The 20,626-nt window shown below is 35.9% G+C and carries 13 protein-coding genes and 1 pseudogene; all 14 read right to left on the bottom strand.

Translation table 11 applies throughout. The features are described from left to right. Positions 1-35 precede the first annotated feature (35 nt). Positions 36-857, bottom strand: coding sequence for a carbohydrate ABC transporter permease (locus tag CYJ72_RS08160; RefSeq protein ID WP_101812900.1), 822 nt, complete (start codon positions 855-857; stop codon positions 36-38). 2 nt (positions 858-859) lie between these two features. Beyond that, positions 860-1,759: a carbohydrate ABC transporter permease gene (locus CYJ72_RS08155; protein WP_101812901.1), complete on the bottom strand. Its 900-nt coding sequence runs from the start codon at positions 1,757-1,759 to the stop codon at positions 860-862. Further along, positions 1,749-2,783, bottom strand: coding sequence for an ABC transporter ATP-binding protein (locus tag CYJ72_RS08150; RefSeq protein WP_101812902.1), 1,035 nt, complete (start codon positions 2,781-2,783; stop codon positions 1,749-1,751). The genes CYJ72_RS08155 and CYJ72_RS08150 overlap by 11 nt, the downstream gene beginning before the upstream one ends. Positions 2,784-2,785: 2 nt before the next feature. Beyond that, positions 2,786-4,366 (bottom strand): bifunctional metallophosphatase/5'-nucleotidase, encoded by a 1,581-nt coding sequence (locus CYJ72_RS08145; RefSeq protein ID WP_101812903.1) that lies wholly within the window; start codon positions 4,364-4,366, stop codon positions 2,786-2,788. Then, the gene (locus CYJ72_RS08140; RefSeq protein ID WP_284629233.1) at positions 4,353-5,696 is read right to left on the bottom strand and encodes an MBL fold metallo-hydrolase; all 1,344 of its coding nucleotides are present in this window, start codon (positions 5,694-5,696) and stop codon (positions 4,353-4,355) included. Before CYJ72_RS08140 ends, CYJ72_RS08145 begins: the two co-directional genes overlap by 14 nt. A 578-nt stretch (positions 5,697-6,274) precedes the next feature. Beyond that, a complete protein-coding gene (gene pepF, locus CYJ72_RS08135; RefSeq protein WP_284629231.1) occupies positions 6,275-8,080 on the bottom strand; it encodes an oligoendopeptidase F in 1,806 nt (601 codons plus the stop codon). Then, entirely contained in the window at positions 8,077-9,255 is a 1,179-nt protein-coding gene (locus tag CYJ72_RS08130; protein ID WP_284629229.1) for a pyridoxal phosphate-dependent aminotransferase, read from the bottom strand. Before CYJ72_RS08130 ends, pepF begins: the two co-directional genes overlap by 4 nt. After that, a complete protein-coding gene (locus tag CYJ72_RS08125) occupies positions 9,252-9,740 on the bottom strand; it encodes an Lrp/AsnC family transcriptional regulator (RefSeq protein ID WP_284629228.1) in 489 nt (162 codons plus the stop codon). Before CYJ72_RS08125 ends, CYJ72_RS08130 begins: the two co-directional genes overlap by 4 nt. 727 nt (positions 9,741-10,467) lie before the next feature. Further along, entirely contained in the window at positions 10,468-11,193 is a 726-nt protein-coding gene (locus CYJ72_RS08120) for a hypothetical protein (protein ID WP_276646865.1), read from the bottom strand. Positions 11,194-11,867: 674 nt separating this feature from the next. Continuing rightward, positions 11,868-13,175 (bottom strand): HdeD family acid-resistance protein, encoded by a 1,308-nt coding sequence (locus CYJ72_RS08115; protein WP_101812908.1) that lies wholly within the window; start codon positions 13,173-13,175, stop codon positions 11,868-11,870. A 158-nt stretch (positions 13,176-13,333) separates the two neighbouring features. Further along, positions 13,334-14,464, bottom strand: coding sequence for an AI-2E family transporter (locus tag CYJ72_RS08110; RefSeq protein WP_101812909.1), 1,131 nt, complete (start codon positions 14,462-14,464; stop codon positions 13,334-13,336). A 384-nt stretch (positions 14,465-14,848) separates the two neighbouring features. Beyond that, positions 14,849-17,740 (bottom strand): insulinase family protein, encoded by a 2,892-nt coding sequence (locus tag CYJ72_RS08105; RefSeq protein WP_284629226.1) that lies wholly within the window; start codon positions 17,738-17,740, stop codon positions 14,849-14,851. Between the two features lie 155 nt (positions 17,741-17,895). Then, entirely contained in the window at positions 17,896-18,948 is a 1,053-nt protein-coding gene (locus CYJ72_RS08100; RefSeq protein WP_101812911.1) for a LysM peptidoglycan-binding domain-containing protein, read from the bottom strand. Between the two features lie 930 nt (positions 18,949-19,878). Then, positions 19,879-20,400, bottom strand: a pseudogene (locus CYJ72_RS08095) (alpha/beta family hydrolase). Positions 20,401-20,626: the final 226 nt, after the last annotated feature.

Here is a 20,626-nt window from a genome sequence, read left to right as displayed (position 1 = left end):
AATGTTTTCCTCCCAGAAAATAAATCCTAAGTCATCTAGCCTTTAAGACCAGAACTTGCAATACCTTGCATAATATATTTTTGCAAGAACAGATAAATGACAACCATTGGAACTACTACTAAGGTTGACGCCGCCATTAATAACTCAAATTGAGTTCCGGCTTCGGTCGTAAAAGCTTGTAGTCCCACAGGCAATGTACGTAATGCCTTATCGTTTGTGACAATTAATGGCCACATAAACGAATTCCAACTACCAATCACTTTCAATATCATGACCGCAATAATCGATGATTTAGATAAAGGTACCATCATTTCCCAAAGGAAACGCCAGTCACTCGCACCATCGGTTTTAGCGGCATAATAAAGCTGATCCGGTATCGATTGGAATGATTGTTTTAAAGTAAAGACTGAAAAAACACTTGCAAGCCATGGTATAATCAAAGCCCAATAGGTGTTAATCATATCCCAACTTGCTAACGTTACAAAGTTAGGTATGGTCATTAATTCACCCGGCACCATCATGGTGGCTAATAAAATAATGAACAATACATCTTTACCCCAAAACTTTAGTTTAGCAAAGGCAAAAGCTGCCAAAATGCTCGTAATTAACTCGCCCGTTGTGGTCGTCAAGGTGACCAATAAACTATTTAAAAAATAGCGAGCGAATGGGGCTACCTTCAGCGCTTTTTCATAATTTGAAAACAACCAATTCCGAGGTAACCAAGTAGGAGGAATCGCAATAGCTTCCCCTGCTGATTTTAAACTTGTTACTAACATCCAATAGAAAGGCAACACCATAAACAGGCCACCTAAAAACAATAGCATATATAATAAAATGTTTTTTAAAAACCCCTTCATCATTAGCCACCTCTCTTTTCAAAGTAACGGTTGCCGGCATTTTGAACCATAGTAATGACTAAAACAATCAAGAACAAAATAATACCGGTTGCTGCTGCTTGACCATATTTGAATTTCACATAGAATTTTTCAAATAAATAATAAACCAAAGTGGTTGCCGAACCTGCGGGTCCAGGTCTACCACTAAATAAAGCAAAGACTTCGTCGAACACCTTAAAACCACTGATTACCCCTAAGGTCGACAGTAAAAATAAAGTCGGTCTTAATAAGGGAATCGTAATGTTCATAAAGCGATTAAAAGCATTCGCCCCATCAATTTTAGCGGCTTTATAGTAATTCTCATTGATATTACCTAAACCTACTAATAATAGTAAAATATTAAAACCTAAACTCTTCCATACCGCCATAATCATCACGGCCGGCAACGCATTATCAGGTGAATTTAACCAGTTGACGGCATCTGCTCCAAATAAGCTAAGAATATAATTAAAGAAACCATAGCGTGAATGATACAACCAACTCCACACCACCGAAACAGCTACGGTACTGGTCACATAAGGCAAGAAATAAACGGTTCTAAAGAAACCTTTTAAAAACGGAATACTATTTAACATTAACGCGATCATCAATGAGATAAAAATACTCGTTGGCACGACCCCAATAACATAAATAAAAGTGTTTTTTAGAGCTTGATGAAATTTAGGATCACTGAGGACGACTTGATAGTTTTCCAATCCTCGCGATTTAACTTCACCCGTAAACAAATTAAAATTAGTATAAAAACTCATCGCCACTGATTTAAAAATAGGATAAATGGTAAAAATACCAATAAATGTTAACATCGGTGCCAAATAAAGCAATGCTTGTAAGGTGCTTTTTAGCGTCGGTTTTTTATTCATGATTCACTACCTCAACTCTGGCAGTTGTCTTATCAAAAAACATTATTTTTTCTGGTGCAACTTTTAAGTAAACCAAGCTACCTTCTGTTACATCTAAATCTAAATCGGTAACCGTAAAGGATTCACCCTCGAATATCATATGCATCGTAATATCTTTCCCCACATGTTCAATTCTCTCAACCGTTGCTTGTAGTAAGTAATCTTCTGCGTTTCCTAATGTAAAATGCTCAGAACGAATCCCTATCGTTTCCCATTCATGATCAAATAGCCATGCCTCATGATTTAAAGAAGGTGAATTTTTAGTAAATGTATTAATAACGGGTGAACCGATGAATTTCGCCACAAAAAGATTTTTAGGTTCTTTATATAAAGTAACGGGATCTGTTTTTTGTTGAATTTCACCTTGGTTTAAGACCATCACATTATCCGCAATACTTAGTGCTTCTTCTTGATCATGGGTTACAAACACAGTCGTTACACCTGTTTCTTGTTGAATACGACGAATTTCCTCACGCATCTCAATTCGCAAACGCGCATCTAAATTAGATAATGGCTCATCCATCAATAAGACCGACGGAGATTTCGCCAAAGCCCGGCTAATGGCTACTCTTTGTTGTTGCCCACCCGATAATTGACGTGGATATTTATCCAGTTGATCGTCAATTTGTGTTAAAGCTGCCATCTTTTTTCCAATTTCGATTCGCTTGGCTTTCGGCATCTTGCTCATCTTTAATGGAAACATAATGTTTTCTAACACTGTCAAATGAGGGTATAAGGCATAATTTTGAAAAACTAATCCGACTTGACGTTTTACTGGATCCAGCTTAGTGACGTCGCGATCATCAAAATAAATCTTCCCTGAAGTAGGCGTTAATAATCCTGAAATCAAATATAAAGTGGTTGATTTTCCACAACCTGAAGGGCCTAAAAAAGAAATCAATTCATGACTAGGCAAGGTAAAGCTAATATTATCGAGGACCTTTTTATCTTCAAACTGCATGGTGACATTTTCAAATCTAACTTGCACAATTACACCTCATCTGTATTCATTTTTGTCTGATTTAACCATTCGATATGTTGGAAATGTTGATTAATCGTAGCCCATTTCTTTTCATCAAAGGTATTTAATGCTTTTACCAATTCAGACGCAATATCATTTTGCGTTATTTCAACTATTTTATCTTGAGTCAGCATGGTATAATCGCCCCCACCAACTGCACGGTATTGAGTGACGGCCAACTGATAAAGCCGCTCTTTTTCTAAAGGTTGATTGGTTCTTTCATCAATCAACTCAATAACTCGTTGTCCTTTGGGTTTGGAGACATCAACGATCGTTTTAAAACCTGAATAAATATCATAATTATAATGGCGTGGTTTAGGAGAAATGTATTCCGGATTGACTATCATTTGTCCATTCGCATCCAATTCAAAGTATTCTAAATTGTATTCCATGACCTCATATATTTCTTGACCCGTTAATTGTATTTTGGTAATCAAATTATAATAAGGATAAGCTTTTAATAGAATTTCATTCGTTATATCGCCTTGAAAATCAGCAAAATGCTCATTAACTAAAGCAATACCACTAAAATCAGCACCCGTTACTTGTAATTGAACTTGGTTCAATAATTCTAAAAATGGATGCCCATTTACACGCGCTAAAAAGATATCATGTGTCGGTTGCACAATAGGTGCATGGCCTAAAACCGTCTCCAACCACGCTTGGCCATTTGATAATTGCGGCTCCAATTGTGGCCGTAATTTATCTAAAGCTGGATATTGCGCTGTCTCATGTAAATAGCCTTCACGATGGATAATTTGATGTTGCTCATCTAATTCTAAAATCACTTCCGCGACAAATTCACCAGCATGACCCGGTTGCACGGTCCAGGTATTCTTCACTTGTTGGTTAATAACCCGATGTTGATGACCAGTTAGCAATACATCAATGCCCTCAATTTCTTGTAACATCTTAGCCCCTTGGTTTTCACCCGTCCATTCTTCTAAAGGTGAGAATGTTTCGAGGTCACTTTCAAATCCTCCATGATAAGCAACCACTACCACATCCACTAATGGACGTAATTCAGCCACATACTTTTTGGTTGTCTCAAATGCATCTAAAAAGATTAATCCTTCATAGTGTTTGGGTAATTCCCAATGGGGGATGTAATGGGTCGTAACGCCAATTACGCCAATTTTAACACCCTCTCGTTCAATGATTTGATACGGTTGACCAATAAACGGTTGACCGTCTGCTTCACGAACAATATTACTTAATAAGATTTGTGAATCAAGTTTCGTTAAGATACTATCTCGATAGTCTGGTCCATAATTAAATTCGTGATTCCCAATGATTTGGAAATCATAGTTCAAGGCATTCATGGCACGCGCAAAACAACTGCCATCTTTTACTTCTTGGCTACAATAAGTAGCAAAGGAAGAGCCTTGAATAAAATCTCCTAAATCGATGGTGACGACTGGATGTTGACGTTGTTGACGAACAGCTTCTATGGTACCTGCAGTATTAAATAAATTTGCTGTTGGATGTGTCAAGCGATTTAACCAAAAAGCATGGGTATCACTTGTCATCAAAAAACTAATTTTTTTCATTTTTTGCTCCTAATTTTTCCGAAAGTTGCGACCAATAATAAGTTTTATTATATGAAGGCCACCAAACATTTTGTCCTTGGGCTGCAATAGCTTCGCCATAAAGTTTAGGTTGGTAAGTATGCCATGGCACCACTAGTTTCGGTTTAATTACCCGATTCACTAATAACAAATCGTTCGGGGACGCATGTCCTCCCGCATTCGCTAACACGAATTCCCATCCATAATCCACCACACGACGGACAAACGGTTCATAAGTCGGATCGTAACTCCCTAATGGCATGCCATTTGAATGGAAATAAAGGCCCGGTTTCACTGCGAATAGTGCTGTTAAATCTTCAATATCGACTTGCAAAGCGTATTGATGAGGGGCTTCATTAATCTGTTCAATGGTGATACCACCTTCACCGATATACGTCATAGCTAACGGTTGAATTAAATAAGCTTTCAATAACTGATAATAACGTTTATCTAAGACTAATTGACGGCCATGGCCATTGACGATTCTCGCAAAACGGATCAATCTCGTAATATTTTGAGGATAGCCATTAAAAGCCACTAATTTGTCAGTCGCTTTAGCCATTTCCTTTTTGAGACTCGTTAGTAATTGTTGTTCATTTTTAGCCATTAAATTACGCGTCATTTGTTCGATTCTTAAATCCGCTTCGCTTGGCTCTGCCCCCACATGACTGAAAGTCGTGCCCTCGATTAACAAAATGTCTGCATCAAATGCTCGCGCTTTTTGTGCCCAGGTCAGTACTTTTTCCGGATGGAAGCCTGATAAGCAAAAATCCCCCGAGTAAATCACCTTAACATCAGGAGCTGTAATAAAAATACTCGCCGCACCTAAAGTATCATGATCAACCGGAATAAATTGAATCGTAAAAGGACCATGTTGAATCGTACCAAAGTCTTCAACCGGGTGCCAATCAACATCATACGAAGGTAATAATTCGTTTTCTTTTAAATGCCCATAAAACTCGACCGAGTCTTTTAGAGCATAGATAGGTATGGTAGAACTAAGTTGACCAAATGACCCTAAATGATCGAGATGTAAATGAGACAAGCAAATAATCGTCTCCACATCGCTATCCTCAAATGATTCCAATTCGACATCTTTTAATGCTTGTTTTGAATAAAGACCTGGTATTTTAGGTAATTTTTCTTCTTTTAATAATTGTGAGGTCAAGCTATGATTGAGTAAATCATCTACATTAGCCCCTACCATTGCACCAAAGTCTGTAATGATACGATAGTTCTTATATTGTAAACTAATAATATTGCCACCTATCGTGTTGAGTCCACTCCAAAACTGGATTGCTGTTTTGGTCAATTAAATTCACTCCTTCTATCTACATACAACTATAGAATACTATATTTGTAGAAAATTAACAGTAATTAATGCTAGAATTTACGTGCTTTTCACAAACAAATTTCGCTTTGAAACTCACTCCAGCTTTTCATTATAAAACAAATGATTATTGATTACTATTTAATTATTGTGAAAATAATGTAAATTGAATCTTTGTTCGTGTTTTGTTCAGGCTAAACAATGTAAATTCATTTAACTTAGGAGTGGGATAAAGTAAAAAACAATTGATTTTCACTTCGGTTGGCAGCCCAGCACAGTTAAGTAAATGTCAAACAAGTCCTTAATACAGAAACACCCTAAAATTAAGCGACCGATCACCTGTACACAATACAGGCGAAAAGCCGCTAAAAAAATAAAATCAAAAGCCTGAATTATGGGAGCAGGATACTTTTTGAAATACTCATTGGTTATTTATGAGACTTTTCCCCAGTTGTTTATCTGTCTTTAAATAGTATTTTCACTTTCCTCATAGATTATCAAAAACATATTTTGTGATGATGATTCGATTTTAGATAAAGAGTTGTGGTTATTTTTTCAAGCTAATTTTGTGTTTCTAACTCTTCCACTTGATCTAATAAACCATCGACGTATCGAATCGCACTGCGCAATGCATCCGCATTTTCCATTGAAACACCTGCTTTTGCTGTCAATTCTAATGGTTCTAATGTACCACCAGCTGCTAAAACAGCTAACCAACTTTCAATTGCTTCAGCTTCCCCATTCGCAATCCGTTGGCCAATTTGCGTCCCCACCGTTAAGCCAGCTGAATACGTATAGGGATACATGCCCATGAAATAATGTGGTTGACGCATCCAAGTTAATTCTGCACCAGGATTAATCACGACCTCTTCACCCCAGAATTGTTCTAAGGTCTCTTTAAAGAAACCATTTAATTTTTCAGCATTTAAGACTTCTTCTTGATCAACCGCCAGATAAACCTTACGTTGGAAATCGGCTTCTAATAGGTGAGTTACCATATTATGGAAATAAGTACGTGCAATAAATTCTGTAATTAAGACCCGTTTTTGAGCAGCTTCTAGAGGCTGATTTAATAAATATTGACAAGTAATCACTTCATTGGCTGTTGAAGGTGCTTCAATAAAATATAAACTTGCTTCTGGAGTCATCATTAATTGACGATCATAAGTTAAGCCAAAATGAGCCGCATGGCCTAATTCATGCGCCAAAACTAATGCTTCGCTTAGTAACCCATTCCAATTTAATAAAATATAGCCCGGGCCATCATAAACTGGCGAACAGAAACCACCGGTTGATTTCGTTTGATTCATTGGAAAATCGATCCAACGTTCATCAAAACTACGTTTTACAATCGATAAGTACTCTTCACCAAATACCGCGAAGACTTCTTCCATCATTTTACGCACCTCAGCAATCGAAATATGTTGAGGCTCTTCTTGGGTAAAGGGCATTTTAATATCAGCTAAGCTAATCGAAGCTAATCCTTGTTCCTTTTGTAATAAGCGTACATAACGACGCATCACCGGTGCAAACTCTGACATAATCACATCAATCTGGCGATTATACGCTTCACGGGTCACTTGTTGACTAAATAATAAATAATCAATCACGGAATCAAAGCCACGAAGTGTTGCCATTTTTTTCTCAGTTTTAACATGATTAATATAGTTTGTGGCAGCGGTGTGTTGGAAGGTCGCTAATCCTTTATGGAATGAAGCCCACGCTGCATGACGAATCTCTTGATTAGGATGACTTTCGTAATCATTTTCAAATGAAACAAAACTATTATGGTAAGTTTTGCCGTTTGCTTCAAAATCATCAAAAGTTAAATCTTGGAATTTCAAGGTCAAATAAAGTGGATATTGACTAGATAAGGTCCCTTCTAAGCTACTTAACACGGTTTCCACTTCAGCTGATAAACGATGCTGTTTTTCACGTAATAAGGCTTGTAAATAGTATTGATATTGTGCTCCCTCATCGGACTTCATCACCGTTTGAAGTACATTCTCTTCTAAACCTAACAGTTCTGATTCAAAAAAAGATAAAGTGGCACCCACAAATTCACTTAACGCAGGCAATTTTTGATAGTTTTCTTCATTGTCAGCGTTCAACTTATCCGCTTCATATCCTAAAGAGCCATAGCCATAAATTTTAGACAATTGACGTTTAATTTGTTCCAAATTAGCTAATGACTCAATAATAATGGTCTCGTTCGTTAATTTCCCTTGATATTGTTCTTTAAAATGAGTCACTGACGCTTTCACTTTTGCAATAGCTGCTAGGTATTCAGCTTGATTTTTAAATAATAAGCTTAAGTCCCATGTCTCTGTAACAGGTAATTCGGTTCTTAATGGTAATTTACTCAATTTTGATTTCCTTTCATTTCAATAATATATTCTTCAATACGTTGTAATGCAATTTTTAATTCGGCAATGGAATAAGCATAAGAGATACGAACAAACCCTTCTCCACTATCCCCAAAGGCGGTACCTGGTACGACTGCAATCTGTTTCTTATGAAGTAAATCCATCGCAAATTCCTCTGAAGTCATGCCAAAATGCGAAATATTGGGGAAGACATAGAAAGCACCCAAAGGTTCAAAGCAGGGAATACCAAGACGTTCGAACTCAGATAATAAATAACGGCGACGTTGATTATAGCTTTCACGCATTTCTATAACATCCTGTTCACCTGAACGCAAAGCTTCTAAACCGGCATACTGACTCATTGTAGGAGCTGCCATAATAGTAAATTGATGGATTTTGGTCATTTGTTGGAGAATTTCTTCAGGACCAGTACAGTACCCTAAACGCCAGCCCGTCATCGCATAGGCTTTAGAAAATCCATTGATGTAAACCGTACGTTCAGCCATTCCAGGTAAGCGAATGATACTGACATGTTCTTCATCTTCGTTATAGGTTAGACGATCATATATCTCATCAGTAATTACTAATAAGTCATGCTCGATAATTAAATCAGCAATTGCTTCTAAGTCTTCTTTTGTCATGACTGCTCCAGTCGGATTATTAGGAAAGGATAAAACTAGCGCTTTGGTCTTATCAGTGATAGCAGCCGCTAATTCTTCTCGAGTTAAACGAAATTGATTCTGTTCTTTTAATGGAATAGCCACCGGAACGCCGCCCGCTAATTCAATTGTTGGCAAATAGGACACATAACAAGGCTCTGTAAAGATGATTTCATCTCCCGGTTCAATCGTTGCCCGAAAAACCAAATCTATCGCTTCACTGCCACCAACAGTCACTAATACTTGTGTGTCAGGGTTATATTTTACACCTTGTAAACGAAAAATATTTTCAGCTATCGCGGTTCTTAATTCTAATAAACCTGCATTGGCTGTATAGAAGGTACGTCCTTTCTGAACGGTATAAATTCCTTCATCACGTACATGCCATGGTGTATCAAAATCGGGTTCTCCTACACCTAATGAAATAACATTTTCCATTTCATTTGCTAAATTAAAAAAACGACGAATCCCGGACGGTTTAATAGCTTGTACTTTTTGATTTAGAAAACTTCTCATGAAATAAACTCCCTTTTATCATGTTCTTTTTCAATAAATAGGGTGTCATGATCTTTATATTTTTTCAAAATAATATGAGTTGCCGTTGATTGTACCTCTTCAATGATGGATAGACGAGAAGAAACAAAATTCGCAATTTCACGAATCGGTGCTTTTTGCATTTCAATTAAGAAATCATAGCCACCAGAAGTTAAATACATGGCTTTGACTTCTGGAAAATTATAAATTTTTTCAGCAATCCGATCAAAACCTTGCCCTCTTTGGGGATTTACTCGCAGTTCAATAATCGCCGAAACCATATCACTGTTCGTCTTTTCCCAGTTCACTAAAGTAGTATAACCACAAATAATATTCTTCTCTTCTAATTCTTTAATCGTTTTGGTAATGAACGCTTCGTCTTCGCCCAATAACACCGCAATTTCATGGTGAGTTAAACGACTATCACGTTCTAGGAGTTTCAGGATTTTTTCGTTGATATCCATCATTGATTCCTTCTTTCTTATTATGTTGACAATAATTATATCAGAATACGGTGAGGCTGGGCAAAGACTTTTTAAATTCTGTTCAGGAATATCTATTTAATTCAAAACGCAGTGGTTGAGTGGTCTCAAACTGTGTCTTAATGAGATTGAACATAAATTTAAAAAATTCAGTCAAATTAGTGCTTATTCATTAAAAGCGCAGTGGTTGAGTGGCCTCAACCTGCGTCTTTCGACTTGTTTGAGGCCTACTCAACTTTGCGGGGGTAGGCCGACGAAGCGAAAATCATTTGATTTTCTACTTCTGGTCTACTCCCAACTGTGCGGGGGTGGACAGACGAAGCGAAAATCATTCGATTTTCTACTTCTTGCCCACACCCTCATTAAGTTCTCATTTTATCAAACCATCCAAACCTTTATTTTCTTTACGAATTTTAAGTTATTCACTAATTAATCATGAAAACAGAATTGGTTGTTATCTTGGTTTTATAGTTGCGCTCTTTATCTTCGTTTGATAATGAATTTTCAATGACCTGGAACAATTTTATGAGACCGATTTTAACAGTAATAATGTAAAAAAGACGTTATTTGACACAAAAACGAGGCCAGGCAAGAAACTCACTTTACTCGACCTCGTACTCTAATGGCAAACTTACTAAAATATCAATCAGCTCAGTAAATTTAACCGTCTAGAAAATATTTAACACTTATCATCTCGTCAATGATTACTTCATTATGCTTCTGAAGCAATTTTGAAAATAATTTGATCTTTAAAATAATTCTTTAATTCTTCTGTTAATACTATTTCAGGATAGATATCTTGAAACACATTAAATGGCAGGCGTTCACGCAAATCAATTTCATCCACACCCTGAAGCAATACCTGTTCTTGGATATAAGCGTCATAGCTGTCTATATCTAACTCTCCATGCTCTTCACCAAAGCGATCAATCGCAATCAATTTATAGACAAAATATTCATGGATTCGCTCGCGCAATTCTTCTTCTTGTTTTGAGGTTAAACCAAAACTATTTTGTAAGAATTCATCGTAAGAAATTCCCGCTTTTTCTGCATCTTCCTTATAATTATCGGTCATCGCGATAAAATAAGCTTCTTCCTCATCTGAATTAATCACAGTCTGAGTTGTATTCGCAAAAAATACTAATAAATAAGGAAATATGTCAAATTGAAATTTACGTTCTTTTTCTCTCTCTTGAAATGCAGTCATCGCATATTGTTTGACTTGGTGAACTGTTTTTAATTCAGGATTATCCAAAGCTTTAACCATCTCATCGGTTAATTCTGTTTCTTTCGTTTGATGTTGATGATTATAAAATGTAATAACTCCTTGGACAACTGGATTAATGATCGCTTCCCAAGACGGAATTTCAATTGCTCGATAAGGTTCAGGTAATAATATTTCATCAAAAGGTAAATAGTGTTCTACTTGGCTTTTCATAATATCCTCCATAATGCTACTTTATGTACCTTTAAAATTTTACCTAATTTGTGCCATAATTACAAACTGAAAGGCTCCTTTACACAACAAAAAAGCCCAATAGTATGGGGTCTACTGGGCATCTATATTTGGGAGTTAATCCATTTTGATTATTGAGTGGCGATTACTAGTTGGGAGAGAATAAAAGCCTTACTCAATAATCTAATGAAAGTATAAGAACTGAACTTAAAATATACTTAAAATTTTTTACTTTATTTTTCTTTTTGCAAAATTATATGGACTTGACTATTGATAGTCGATTTCTAACTTAAGCTAACCCTGTTTATAACTTTCGAACAACCTATTTAAATATCAATAAGACAAAAAGCAATCGTATTATGTGTTAGGTAAAAATTTCTAGCTGAATTTGACAATTCAAAAAATTAATCGATCAGCTTTCTTGGTGTATTCATGATGTATTTTTTCATTTACCTCTTATACGCACTGTTATATTAAGAAGGCTGGGCATAAACTTGATAATGTTAGTTAAGATTATTGTTCCTTAATTAATAGCGCAGTGGTTGAGTGGTCTCAAATGGCGTCTTAATGACTTGTTTGAGACCTACTCAACTGTGCGGGGGTAGGCCGACGAAGCGAAAATTATTCAATTTTCTACTTCTGGCCCACTCCCATACTTAAGGTTTTTCATTGGATAATGGCAACATTAAGTCATTTAAAACCGGATTGTGAATGGTTTTCCCGACTACAATGGAATTGGGTTTTTGAAATTCTTTTTCAAAATAATCATAATAGGTTCCTGGGGCTAAAATCCCCACCATGGCTAATAAATCTAAACCGCTGGCTCCAATCAATTGGTCGGCCAACAATACACAATTCGTCCCTAAAACAAAATATGTTTTGTAGCGAGAGCTTCTGAATTTGAAAGTTTCTACTTTATATTTTTGGGTCATTTTACCCAGATAACTGGATAATTGTGTGGATGAAGTAGGTTCCCAGGCTTGAGTATTCTTTAAAATATCATTTAAATTCTTTTCAAACTCAACTTCTTGAGTAGCAGTTAATACGACTCGATATTCAAATAGCGTTTTATTATTCTGTAAACAATAATCGATATAATCTTGATCATCTAAGCTAAATAATACACCATCACCAATTGCACCTAATAATCTCTCAGAGTCGATATCATAATTGCCATAGGCATAGACGCGCCCTTTATAACTTAAATCAACATGCCCCATCTGATTAAAACCGTCTTCCCCCACATGAATAAATACTTTCAAAACGGGCTGTCTATCAGTTTCCTTCAATTCTGGGCTGGTCCATTCACTCATTGATAATTCTTCTTGAATAAAGTGATTAATCTTATCCAACATTTTTTTAGGTAAAAGGATTGTAAAAATAACCGGTAACGGAACACGAATTCGCCGTTTTACTCTTGTTTTTGTTCGTTGCGAGAGATAATAGTCCCGAGCATCCATCAAGATTGTCAACCCAATGAAAACTAAATAAAAACCTAATCTAGCTACGACGCTGTCGACTGTCTCACTACTTTTTATCGCAATACTGGCCACTCCCCAAATTAAATTAATCACACTGGCCAAAAGAATGCCAACTCGACCCGATACGCGATCACGCCTCAATAATAACCAACTAATAAATAGCGAAACCCCTATGAAAAGTTGATAATAACCGATAGCTTTTGATAAAAATGCTGGCCAACTTAATCGAAAAAAATAAATCAAAAAGGCAAGCACCCAATCACTCACGCCGGTAATTAATAAAACAAGCCTTTGTTCAAAATTGCGTTCACGCTTAGGCACAACTACTTTGACCAATCGGCCGCTCCCGATAATAAGCAACACACTAGAAAATAAAATTGAGATGTTAACCACAAATAATTGCTTTTCGATAATTAGAAAAAGTCCTACAATAATCCATAATAAACCGGATATAAGATAACTATATTTCTCAACTTGTTTCACTTTAATCCCCTCCCTTAAAATTTTCCAAAATTACAAAAAAGACTTTCACCATTAATAAGGTGCTTTTTGAATCGACAATACTGACTAGTAACTTTTGCCAGTATTTGCTTTTCAGCTAGCTTATCACTTTGATGAAAGTCCTTTTTATTCTATATAGATTAAGTTAGTGTTTGGTTCGCTAGTCGTTTTTGTAAATCATCACGGAACAATTTATAAAGTGCTGCTGCTATTGGAACCGCTACAAACATTCCAAATATATTCGCAATAGCACCCCCAATTGAAATAGCAACCAATACCCACATCGGTGGTAAACCAACCGAACCGCCTACTACACGAGGATAAATCAAATTCGATTCAACCTGTTGTAAGACAATAATGAAAATCACAAAGATAAAGGCTTGTGAAACCGATTGAGTTAAAATTAAAACCACCCCAATGATGGCGCCAATAAACGCCCCAACCAACGGAATCAAAGAAGTACTCCCTATCATAATACTCACTGTTGACGCATATGGTAATCTTAAAACTAACATGCCAACAAAACACAAACTACCCAATATTACCGCTTCGATTGTTTGACTGACGATGAACCCTCTAAAAGATTGATTAAACACATCGATAGTCGCTTCTATCGTTTGATACCAATCCGGAACATATGCTTTTAATACATTGGTAAATTGAACCGATAGTTTATCCTTACTAATTAAAACATAAATAGAGAAAACAATACTCATAAACACATTAATAACGGTCGAGAAAATACCAGTTGCTGATGTTAAGATACCTAACAGTAAATTCCCAATAGAGCTTAGAATTTGTTGCACATACCCGGTAATCGTTGAAACAATATCAACATTCCCACTCGTATCACCTTGGATTAAACCAATGATTTGTTTAATGATCCCATTATCTTCCATTGATTTAAAAATTTGTTGAATCGTTTTGGGATCAATTGAAAGTAATGACTGAACCGCTCGAATTAACTCCGGAATGACAATCCCCAAAATAACGATAATGGCGATTGCAAATGTCAAATAAGCTAAAAATAGACTCAAATTCCGTTTCATTTTTAAGATTGGTTGAAATGATATAAATCGTGTTATCAAATTTTCATACCCATCCATTAGGATATTGACAATATAAGCAATCATCGCACCCACAAAAAATGGTTTGGTAGCATCAAATACCGTCATTAATATTTCTTCAGCTGCTCCCCAATAACGATATACAACATAAATAGAAGCTAAAATTAAGCCCCAAACTAAAACTTTTTGTCGATTGATTTTCATAATAACTCCTTCACTTGTCTTCTATTTTATTATAGCTAAAGATGCAAATAGTAAGCAAGTATGTTTCAATTAATTTTTACAATCGCCTTAATAAAAAAGAGTGGGCAAAGGAAAATCCACTTGCCACTCCCAAAAGGCTCTCTATTAACTTACTTAATTTACCGAGGCTGGGCAAAAACTTTTTAAGTTCTGTTCAGACATATCTATTTATTTCAAAGCGCAGTGACTGAGTGGTCTCAATCTGCGTCTCTAGACTTGTTTGAGACCTACTCAACTGTGCGGGGGTGGGCAGACGAAGCGAAAATCCACTGATTTTCTACTTCTTGCCCACTCCCTTCAAGCTTAATATAAAGCAAGTTGTTGACTATTCAATTTATTTAATCATCAATATAATTCGTGAATAACATCAAACTGTTCTTTCACTGCTTCAATTTGTGCTTTATTACCAATCACCGCTATCGCAGGATTTTGTAATAAGGTTTGATAAGTTGCTCGTAAATGATGAAGTTTATCTACAGTAGTCGCTAATACCTCTTCTTTAATTTGTTTACGCTCCGCTTGATCGACACCAATATGATAATAAACAAATGCCATGTTCCCTTTGTCAGCTGCTGACATCGGTTGATTTAAATCACTCATCGTACCAATCATGTATTTTAATAAATCCATCTCATTAATTTCCAACTGTTCAATGAAACGCGGAATATCATGATAAACATTAAGCGTTTGAGTAATATTAGGATCACGATAACTTGCTAATGTCAACGAACCATTACGTCTTAAATTATACATCGCTCCATAAGCGCCACCTTTTACACGAATATTATTCCATAAATAATCATAACGCAAGGCTTTGCCTAATACATGGTACTCTCCTGATAACTTGAACGCTTCCGGTAAGACCGCTGCTAATCCAACATAATTAACATCTTGAGCTGTTACAAAGGCTTCTTTTTGTTGAATACCAGGTTGATACGTTTGTTTAGCTCCTATGGCTTCAGTTGGAAGGTCAGCAAATGTTGTTTCAATTCTATTAGCTAAATGAACTTTACGTTCTTCATCCCCAATATAAAAGACATTGAGACGTGTTTGGTTGCCAATGCGACGATATAAAGATACTAATTTTTCTACTACTTGATGAGCATTTTCAGATTTAAGTTGTTTCAAAACATCTTTCAAGAAACGGTATTGATCAATACCTCCAATTATTTCCGCTAATTTTGCTGTTGCATTCACTTGACTTAAGGCCCGTTGCGAAGCTAAAGCGTGGGCTTGATAATCAATTTTATTCTCAAAACCTGAAATCGCTCGTTGTACAATTTTAATAATTTCTTCAACATCATCAAATTGTGTATGAAGGGTCAATTCATGCATTAACTCAATCAAATGATGATCCATCTCTTCTAAAGCTTTACCACGAACAACAAAATAAGCTTTATTGTCGCCCTCTTGCTCATAAACTTGCACAGCACCACCCACACCACCGGTGTATAAATCAATTTTAGTTAATAATTCTTTACTTGAATAGTGTTTAGTTGGTAATTTACCTAATAAACGTGATAAAAGGTTTAACCAAATAAAATCATCTGCAGTAAAATCTTCAATATTGAACAAGATATCTAAATAGTCAATACCAGCGGTAAATTGTGGTGCATGATAGAACTGATTGCCATTAGATAAAGTCGCTATTTCTAAAGGATATTCTTCCGTTTCAGTCGTTAAATCCTCTTTAGCTAGAGCCGGTATCTTCGCTAAATCTTCTGCGGTATCGGGCGTACTTTGACGTTCAATTAAAGCTTGCGTAGTCGCTACTAATTCATTAATTTCAGCTTCAGATAAACTTGCTTTATACCTTTGTAAGGATTCATGTAAAGCTTGTTCTTGTCTATCATTTAATCCAGGATCGGCTTTTAATGAAACGGTCGCACGATGATCATTTTCTAATAAATAAATTTGAACCAGTTCTTCAAAATAACCATTTTCAAATTTTTCACGTAATACACTCAAGTAACGATCAAATTCTAAATTATCCATCGGATTAAAATCATATAACCAGGTTTGGAATGCTGTCATCGCATATAAAACACCACGTGGATTACTTTCTGAGATAACTAACTCTTTTTGACGAAATGCGATTTGATTTAAAGCAGCGTCAATTAATTCTTTTTCTACACCTTCGTCTACTACCTTTTGTAAAGCATTCATCACGATGTTTTCAAATTCTTTTAGTTTATCAACAGAGGTATATTTAGCGACAATATTAATCATGCTGAAATAACCAATTTGATCCCGATCAGCACTAATATCGCCAGCAAACCCCACTTCTAATAAAGCTTTTTTTACAGGCGCTTGATTATTTCCAAATAACACATCCATCACGACATCTAAAGCGAAGCCTTCTAAAATATCTTCCGCTACATTCGAATGCCAAGCAAGAGCTAAATAATCTTTATCAGTCGGATCTTCACCATCAGTAATTGAATACGTTGTTTCAATATTAGCATTTTTGACAAAAGGTACATCAATGGCTAGGTCAACTTGTTCTGCGTCTCTACCTGCTCCTTCGAAATATTCTTCTAACATACTAAACGCTTTGTCATCATCTAAATCCCCATATAAAACCGTCATTGATTGACTTGGATGATAGTATTTTTGATGGAATTCAATAAACTCTTCTTGTGTTAATGAAGGAATGGCACTTGGCAAACCTCCAGACTCGTAAGCGTATAAAGTATTTGGATATAAAGCTTTCACAATTTCAAAGTAAAGACGTTGCTCGGCTGAAGCCGTTGCACCTTTCATTTCATTGTAGACAACCCCTTTATAGATTAAATCATCTTCAGGTTTTTCTAAATGATAATGCCAACCTTCTTGTTGTAATATTTGATTATCGGTATATAATTTCGGTTGAAAAACAGCGTCTAAATAAACACTCATTAAATTTTCAAAATCTTGTTGATTCGTCGAAGCAATAGGATAGATGGTTTTATCTGAGAAGGTCATTGCATTAACAAAGGTGTTCAAAGAACCTTTGATTAATTCTACAAAAGGTTCTTTCGACGGATATTTTTTTGAGCCATTTAAAACAGAATGCTCTAAAATATGCGCAATCCCATTGTCATTATAAGGCGGTGTCTTAAACCCAATGGTAAATGCTCGGTTAGGGTCATCATTTTCAATACGTAATACTTGGGCTCCGGTTTCCTCATGTTGATACAATTTACCGGTTGATTGTATATCAGTTAATGATCTTGTTTCTATTAATTTAAATGTCATATACTCTTTTCGCTCCTTTTATACTTACAGTCTATTGTAGCCTTTTCTGAATCTTTAGTAAACTAATTTAGCTAGCAAAAAAGGTAGGATAATCAGTATAAAAACTCAATCATCCTACCAGATTTTATTAAAATTAATTTTTTAGGTAAATACGCTTAGTACCAACCATTTGCTTGCCAGAATGCTAATGCTGCTTCCCATGATCCGTAACGATTTAAGACATATTCATCCGCTACACGCTCTTGATTTTCACGTGAAAAATCACCATTTAAGTATGATGCTGTTAATTGGTAACGTCCATAATAAGTTTGAGTTGGGTTCCAAATTTCATATTGTCCACCTGACTCACGCATTGCAATCCATTCTTTGGCATCAGAAATAATTCCACCATATTCGTTGTATTGGCCACCATTTGTTGCAGGTGCAGTTGTTGTTTCTTCGACGACTGCTTCTGTTTCTTCTACAATGGGTGCTGCGGTTGTTTCTTCAACAACTGCTTCGGTTTCTTCCACAACGGGCGCTGCGGTTGTTTCTTCTACTAACGCTTCTGTTTCTTCCACAACGGGCGCTGCGGTTGTTTCTTCAACAACTGCTTCGGTTTCTTCTACAACGGGTGCTGCAGTTGTTTCTTCGACTAATGCTTCTGTTTCTTCTGCGACTGGCGCTGCGGTTGTTTCTTCGACTAACGCTTCTGTTTCTTCTACAACGGGCGCTGCGGTTGTTTCTTCGACAACTGCTTCTGTTGTTTCAACTGCCGGTGTTTCAACCCATTCAGGGGTTTCATCAACATAATAAGTTGGTTCTGTTGCTACGGTTTCTTCCACAACGGGTGCTTCAGTCACTTCAGCTACAACTTGTGTTTCTTCTACTAAATCATAAGTATAAGCTTGATCTGTTGCATTATCTACATAGGTTACTGTTTGGTTTGCATCATCAAAATATAATACAGATCCTGCTGTGATAAAGTCTGCATCCGCAATTGCATTAAAGTTTGCTAATTGATCAACTGAATGACCTGTTGCTTCAGCAATTGTACTTAAAGTGTCACCCCATTGGATAACATATAAGCCATCTTCATTATTTGCTAATGTTTCTTTTACTTGATTAACTGAACGATGAGTCCAAGTTTGTGCTCCTACTGTATTTAAGTTAAACGCTAAGGTCGATGCTAACATCGTCGCCGCAGCTATTCTTAATGATTTCTTCATATATAAATTCTCCTTTTATAGAAATTGGGCATTAAAATCCCAAAAATCTTATCACAGTATTATTCTACAATAAGATGAGGAGGATATCAGGAAATAAGGCAAACTGTAAGCCATCTTTAATGTTACTGTCTGTTATTGTTATTGAAGTGTAATATAAAACGGCTCGTTTTAGCGTTTTGTAATCATTCTGTAACATTAAATCCACTTAAAATTTACAAACTCCTTGAAATATGTCCTTAAAATAGCCTCAATTTTACAAAAGCTATGTTTTTGTTGTCATATTTTTATTCATAAGTTTAAGTAGCGTACACACATATGCTCGATTACATCCTAAATCTTTACTGCGCTTTATTAATATTTGTATTGTCACCTTTCAGATACCTGTTCAAAACGGACATTTTTTTTACTTTTTTTCGAAAATTTTGGCGAAAATTACCCGAAAAATTTTTATTTTTTGAAAATCGAAAAAAACCCGTTCAAAACGAACAGGTTAGATTGAGTTTCTAATATCCAAGATTAGTTACTTACGACATTTTTACATCATGAGTGAAATATAAACTTCTATTTTTTTGCTTGTTTAAATTGAGCGACATTCCATGACAACGGTTGGTAACCATTCTTTCAACATCAAATCTAATTGATCCATTGGTACTTATATGGTTCCCTTAGAAGTTTTAAACTTTTTCAAATCTTCTTCAAATTAACCCATCGCTTTTCTTCCTAGATAAATTCCTAAATGACTTTTGAATGCAGCCAAATGATTCAAGTTCTTTCCTTGCTTGTATATTGACATTTCATAGGCACGTGTCCTTCACAATCTGGCACAGCTTCTAGTATCCTTTCACGATACTGCAATAATTTTTGTCTCGCTTCATCCGTTTATTGTTCAAAATATTGTTTAACTTCTGCCATCATATACTTCACGCATTTTTATTTAGAAAACATTTGACTAACTTCGTCCGCAACTTGTTGCCATTGATTTTCTTTATTAATGGTGGCGACACCGTCTCCCTTTTGAAAGCCATAATCCCCAAATTGACTATGATTTCCTCCATCAATGACCACCTTCTGCGTCGTAGCTGGTAGACGTATATCGGCATTATCATAATTTTCTCGATTAATCACCTGATCCTGATTGCCTACGATGGACAAGACCTTCATGGTGCTATTAGATAAGTCTGTCCCTTCTGCAGGATAACTCGCTAATAAGACTAAGCCTTCAATATTAGACTTAGACAATGCCGCTTGACTCGCGACGACACCACCCAAAGAGTGTCCCATTAAGATAACATTTTGTAATTGTTCGCGTTCTATGATGTTTTGTGGCTGATTGATACCAAATATAGGTAAATCAAACTAACTATCCATTATATAAATATCAAACCCTTTTTCCGCGATTGAAGCTGCTAATGGTAAATAAGCTTTTGCATCAACTAAAGCTCCTTGATACATGATTATGGTGGCTTGTTCATTGGGAACATCCACAAACCAACCATATTCATCCTGTGTCATATTATTTTTGACAACTACATCTTCAGCAGTATATCTTAAATTGTAATACCCCAAAATAAGGGTAAGTATTAATTCCACAAAGATAATACCCAGAATTTTTAAAAATTTTTTCATCGTTTCAACCTACTTTTATTTAATTTCTATCATTATAACACTCATAGCGTTT

This window comes from Globicatella sanguinis (genome assembly GCF_002847845.2).
In the GTDB taxonomy this organism is placed as follows: domain Bacteria; phylum Bacillota; class Bacilli; order Lactobacillales; family Aerococcaceae; genus Globicatella; species Globicatella sanguinis.
The sequence above is the reverse complement of the archived record's forward strand: the minus strand, read 5'-3'. Positions and strand labels throughout refer to the sequence as shown.

Excerpts from the sequence above, each read along its gene's own strand:
- CYJ72_RS08160 (WP_101812900.1), bottom strand. The coding sequence starts at position 857 with ATGAAGGGGTTTTTAAAAAACATTTTATTATATATGCTATTGTTTTTA.
- CYJ72_RS08145 (WP_101812903.1), bottom strand. The coding sequence starts at position 4,366 with ATGAAAAAAATTAGTTTTTTGATGACAAGTGATACCCATGCTTTTTGG.
- CYJ72_RS08130 (WP_284629229.1), bottom strand. The coding sequence starts at position 9,255 with ATGAGAAGTTTTCTAAATCAAAAAGTACAAGCTATTAAACCGTCCGGG.
- CYJ72_RS08125 (WP_284629228.1), bottom strand. The coding sequence starts at position 9,740 with ATGATGGATATCAACGAAAAAATCCTGAAACTCCTAGAACGTGATAGT.
- CYJ72_RS08120 (WP_276646865.1), bottom strand. The coding sequence starts at position 11,193 with ATGAAAAGCCAAGTAGAACACTATTTACCTTTTGATGAAATATTATTA.
- CYJ72_RS08110 (WP_101812909.1), bottom strand. The coding sequence starts at position 14,464 with ATGAAAATCAATCGACAAAAAGTTTTAGTTTGGGGCTTAATTTTAGCT.
- CYJ72_RS08105 (WP_284629226.1), bottom strand. The coding sequence starts at position 17,740 with ATGACATTTAAATTAATAGAAACAAGATCATTAACTGATATACAATCA.
- CYJ72_RS08100 (WP_101812911.1), bottom strand. The coding sequence starts at position 18,948 with ATGAAGAAATCATTAAGAATAGCTGCGGCGACGATGTTAGCATCGACC.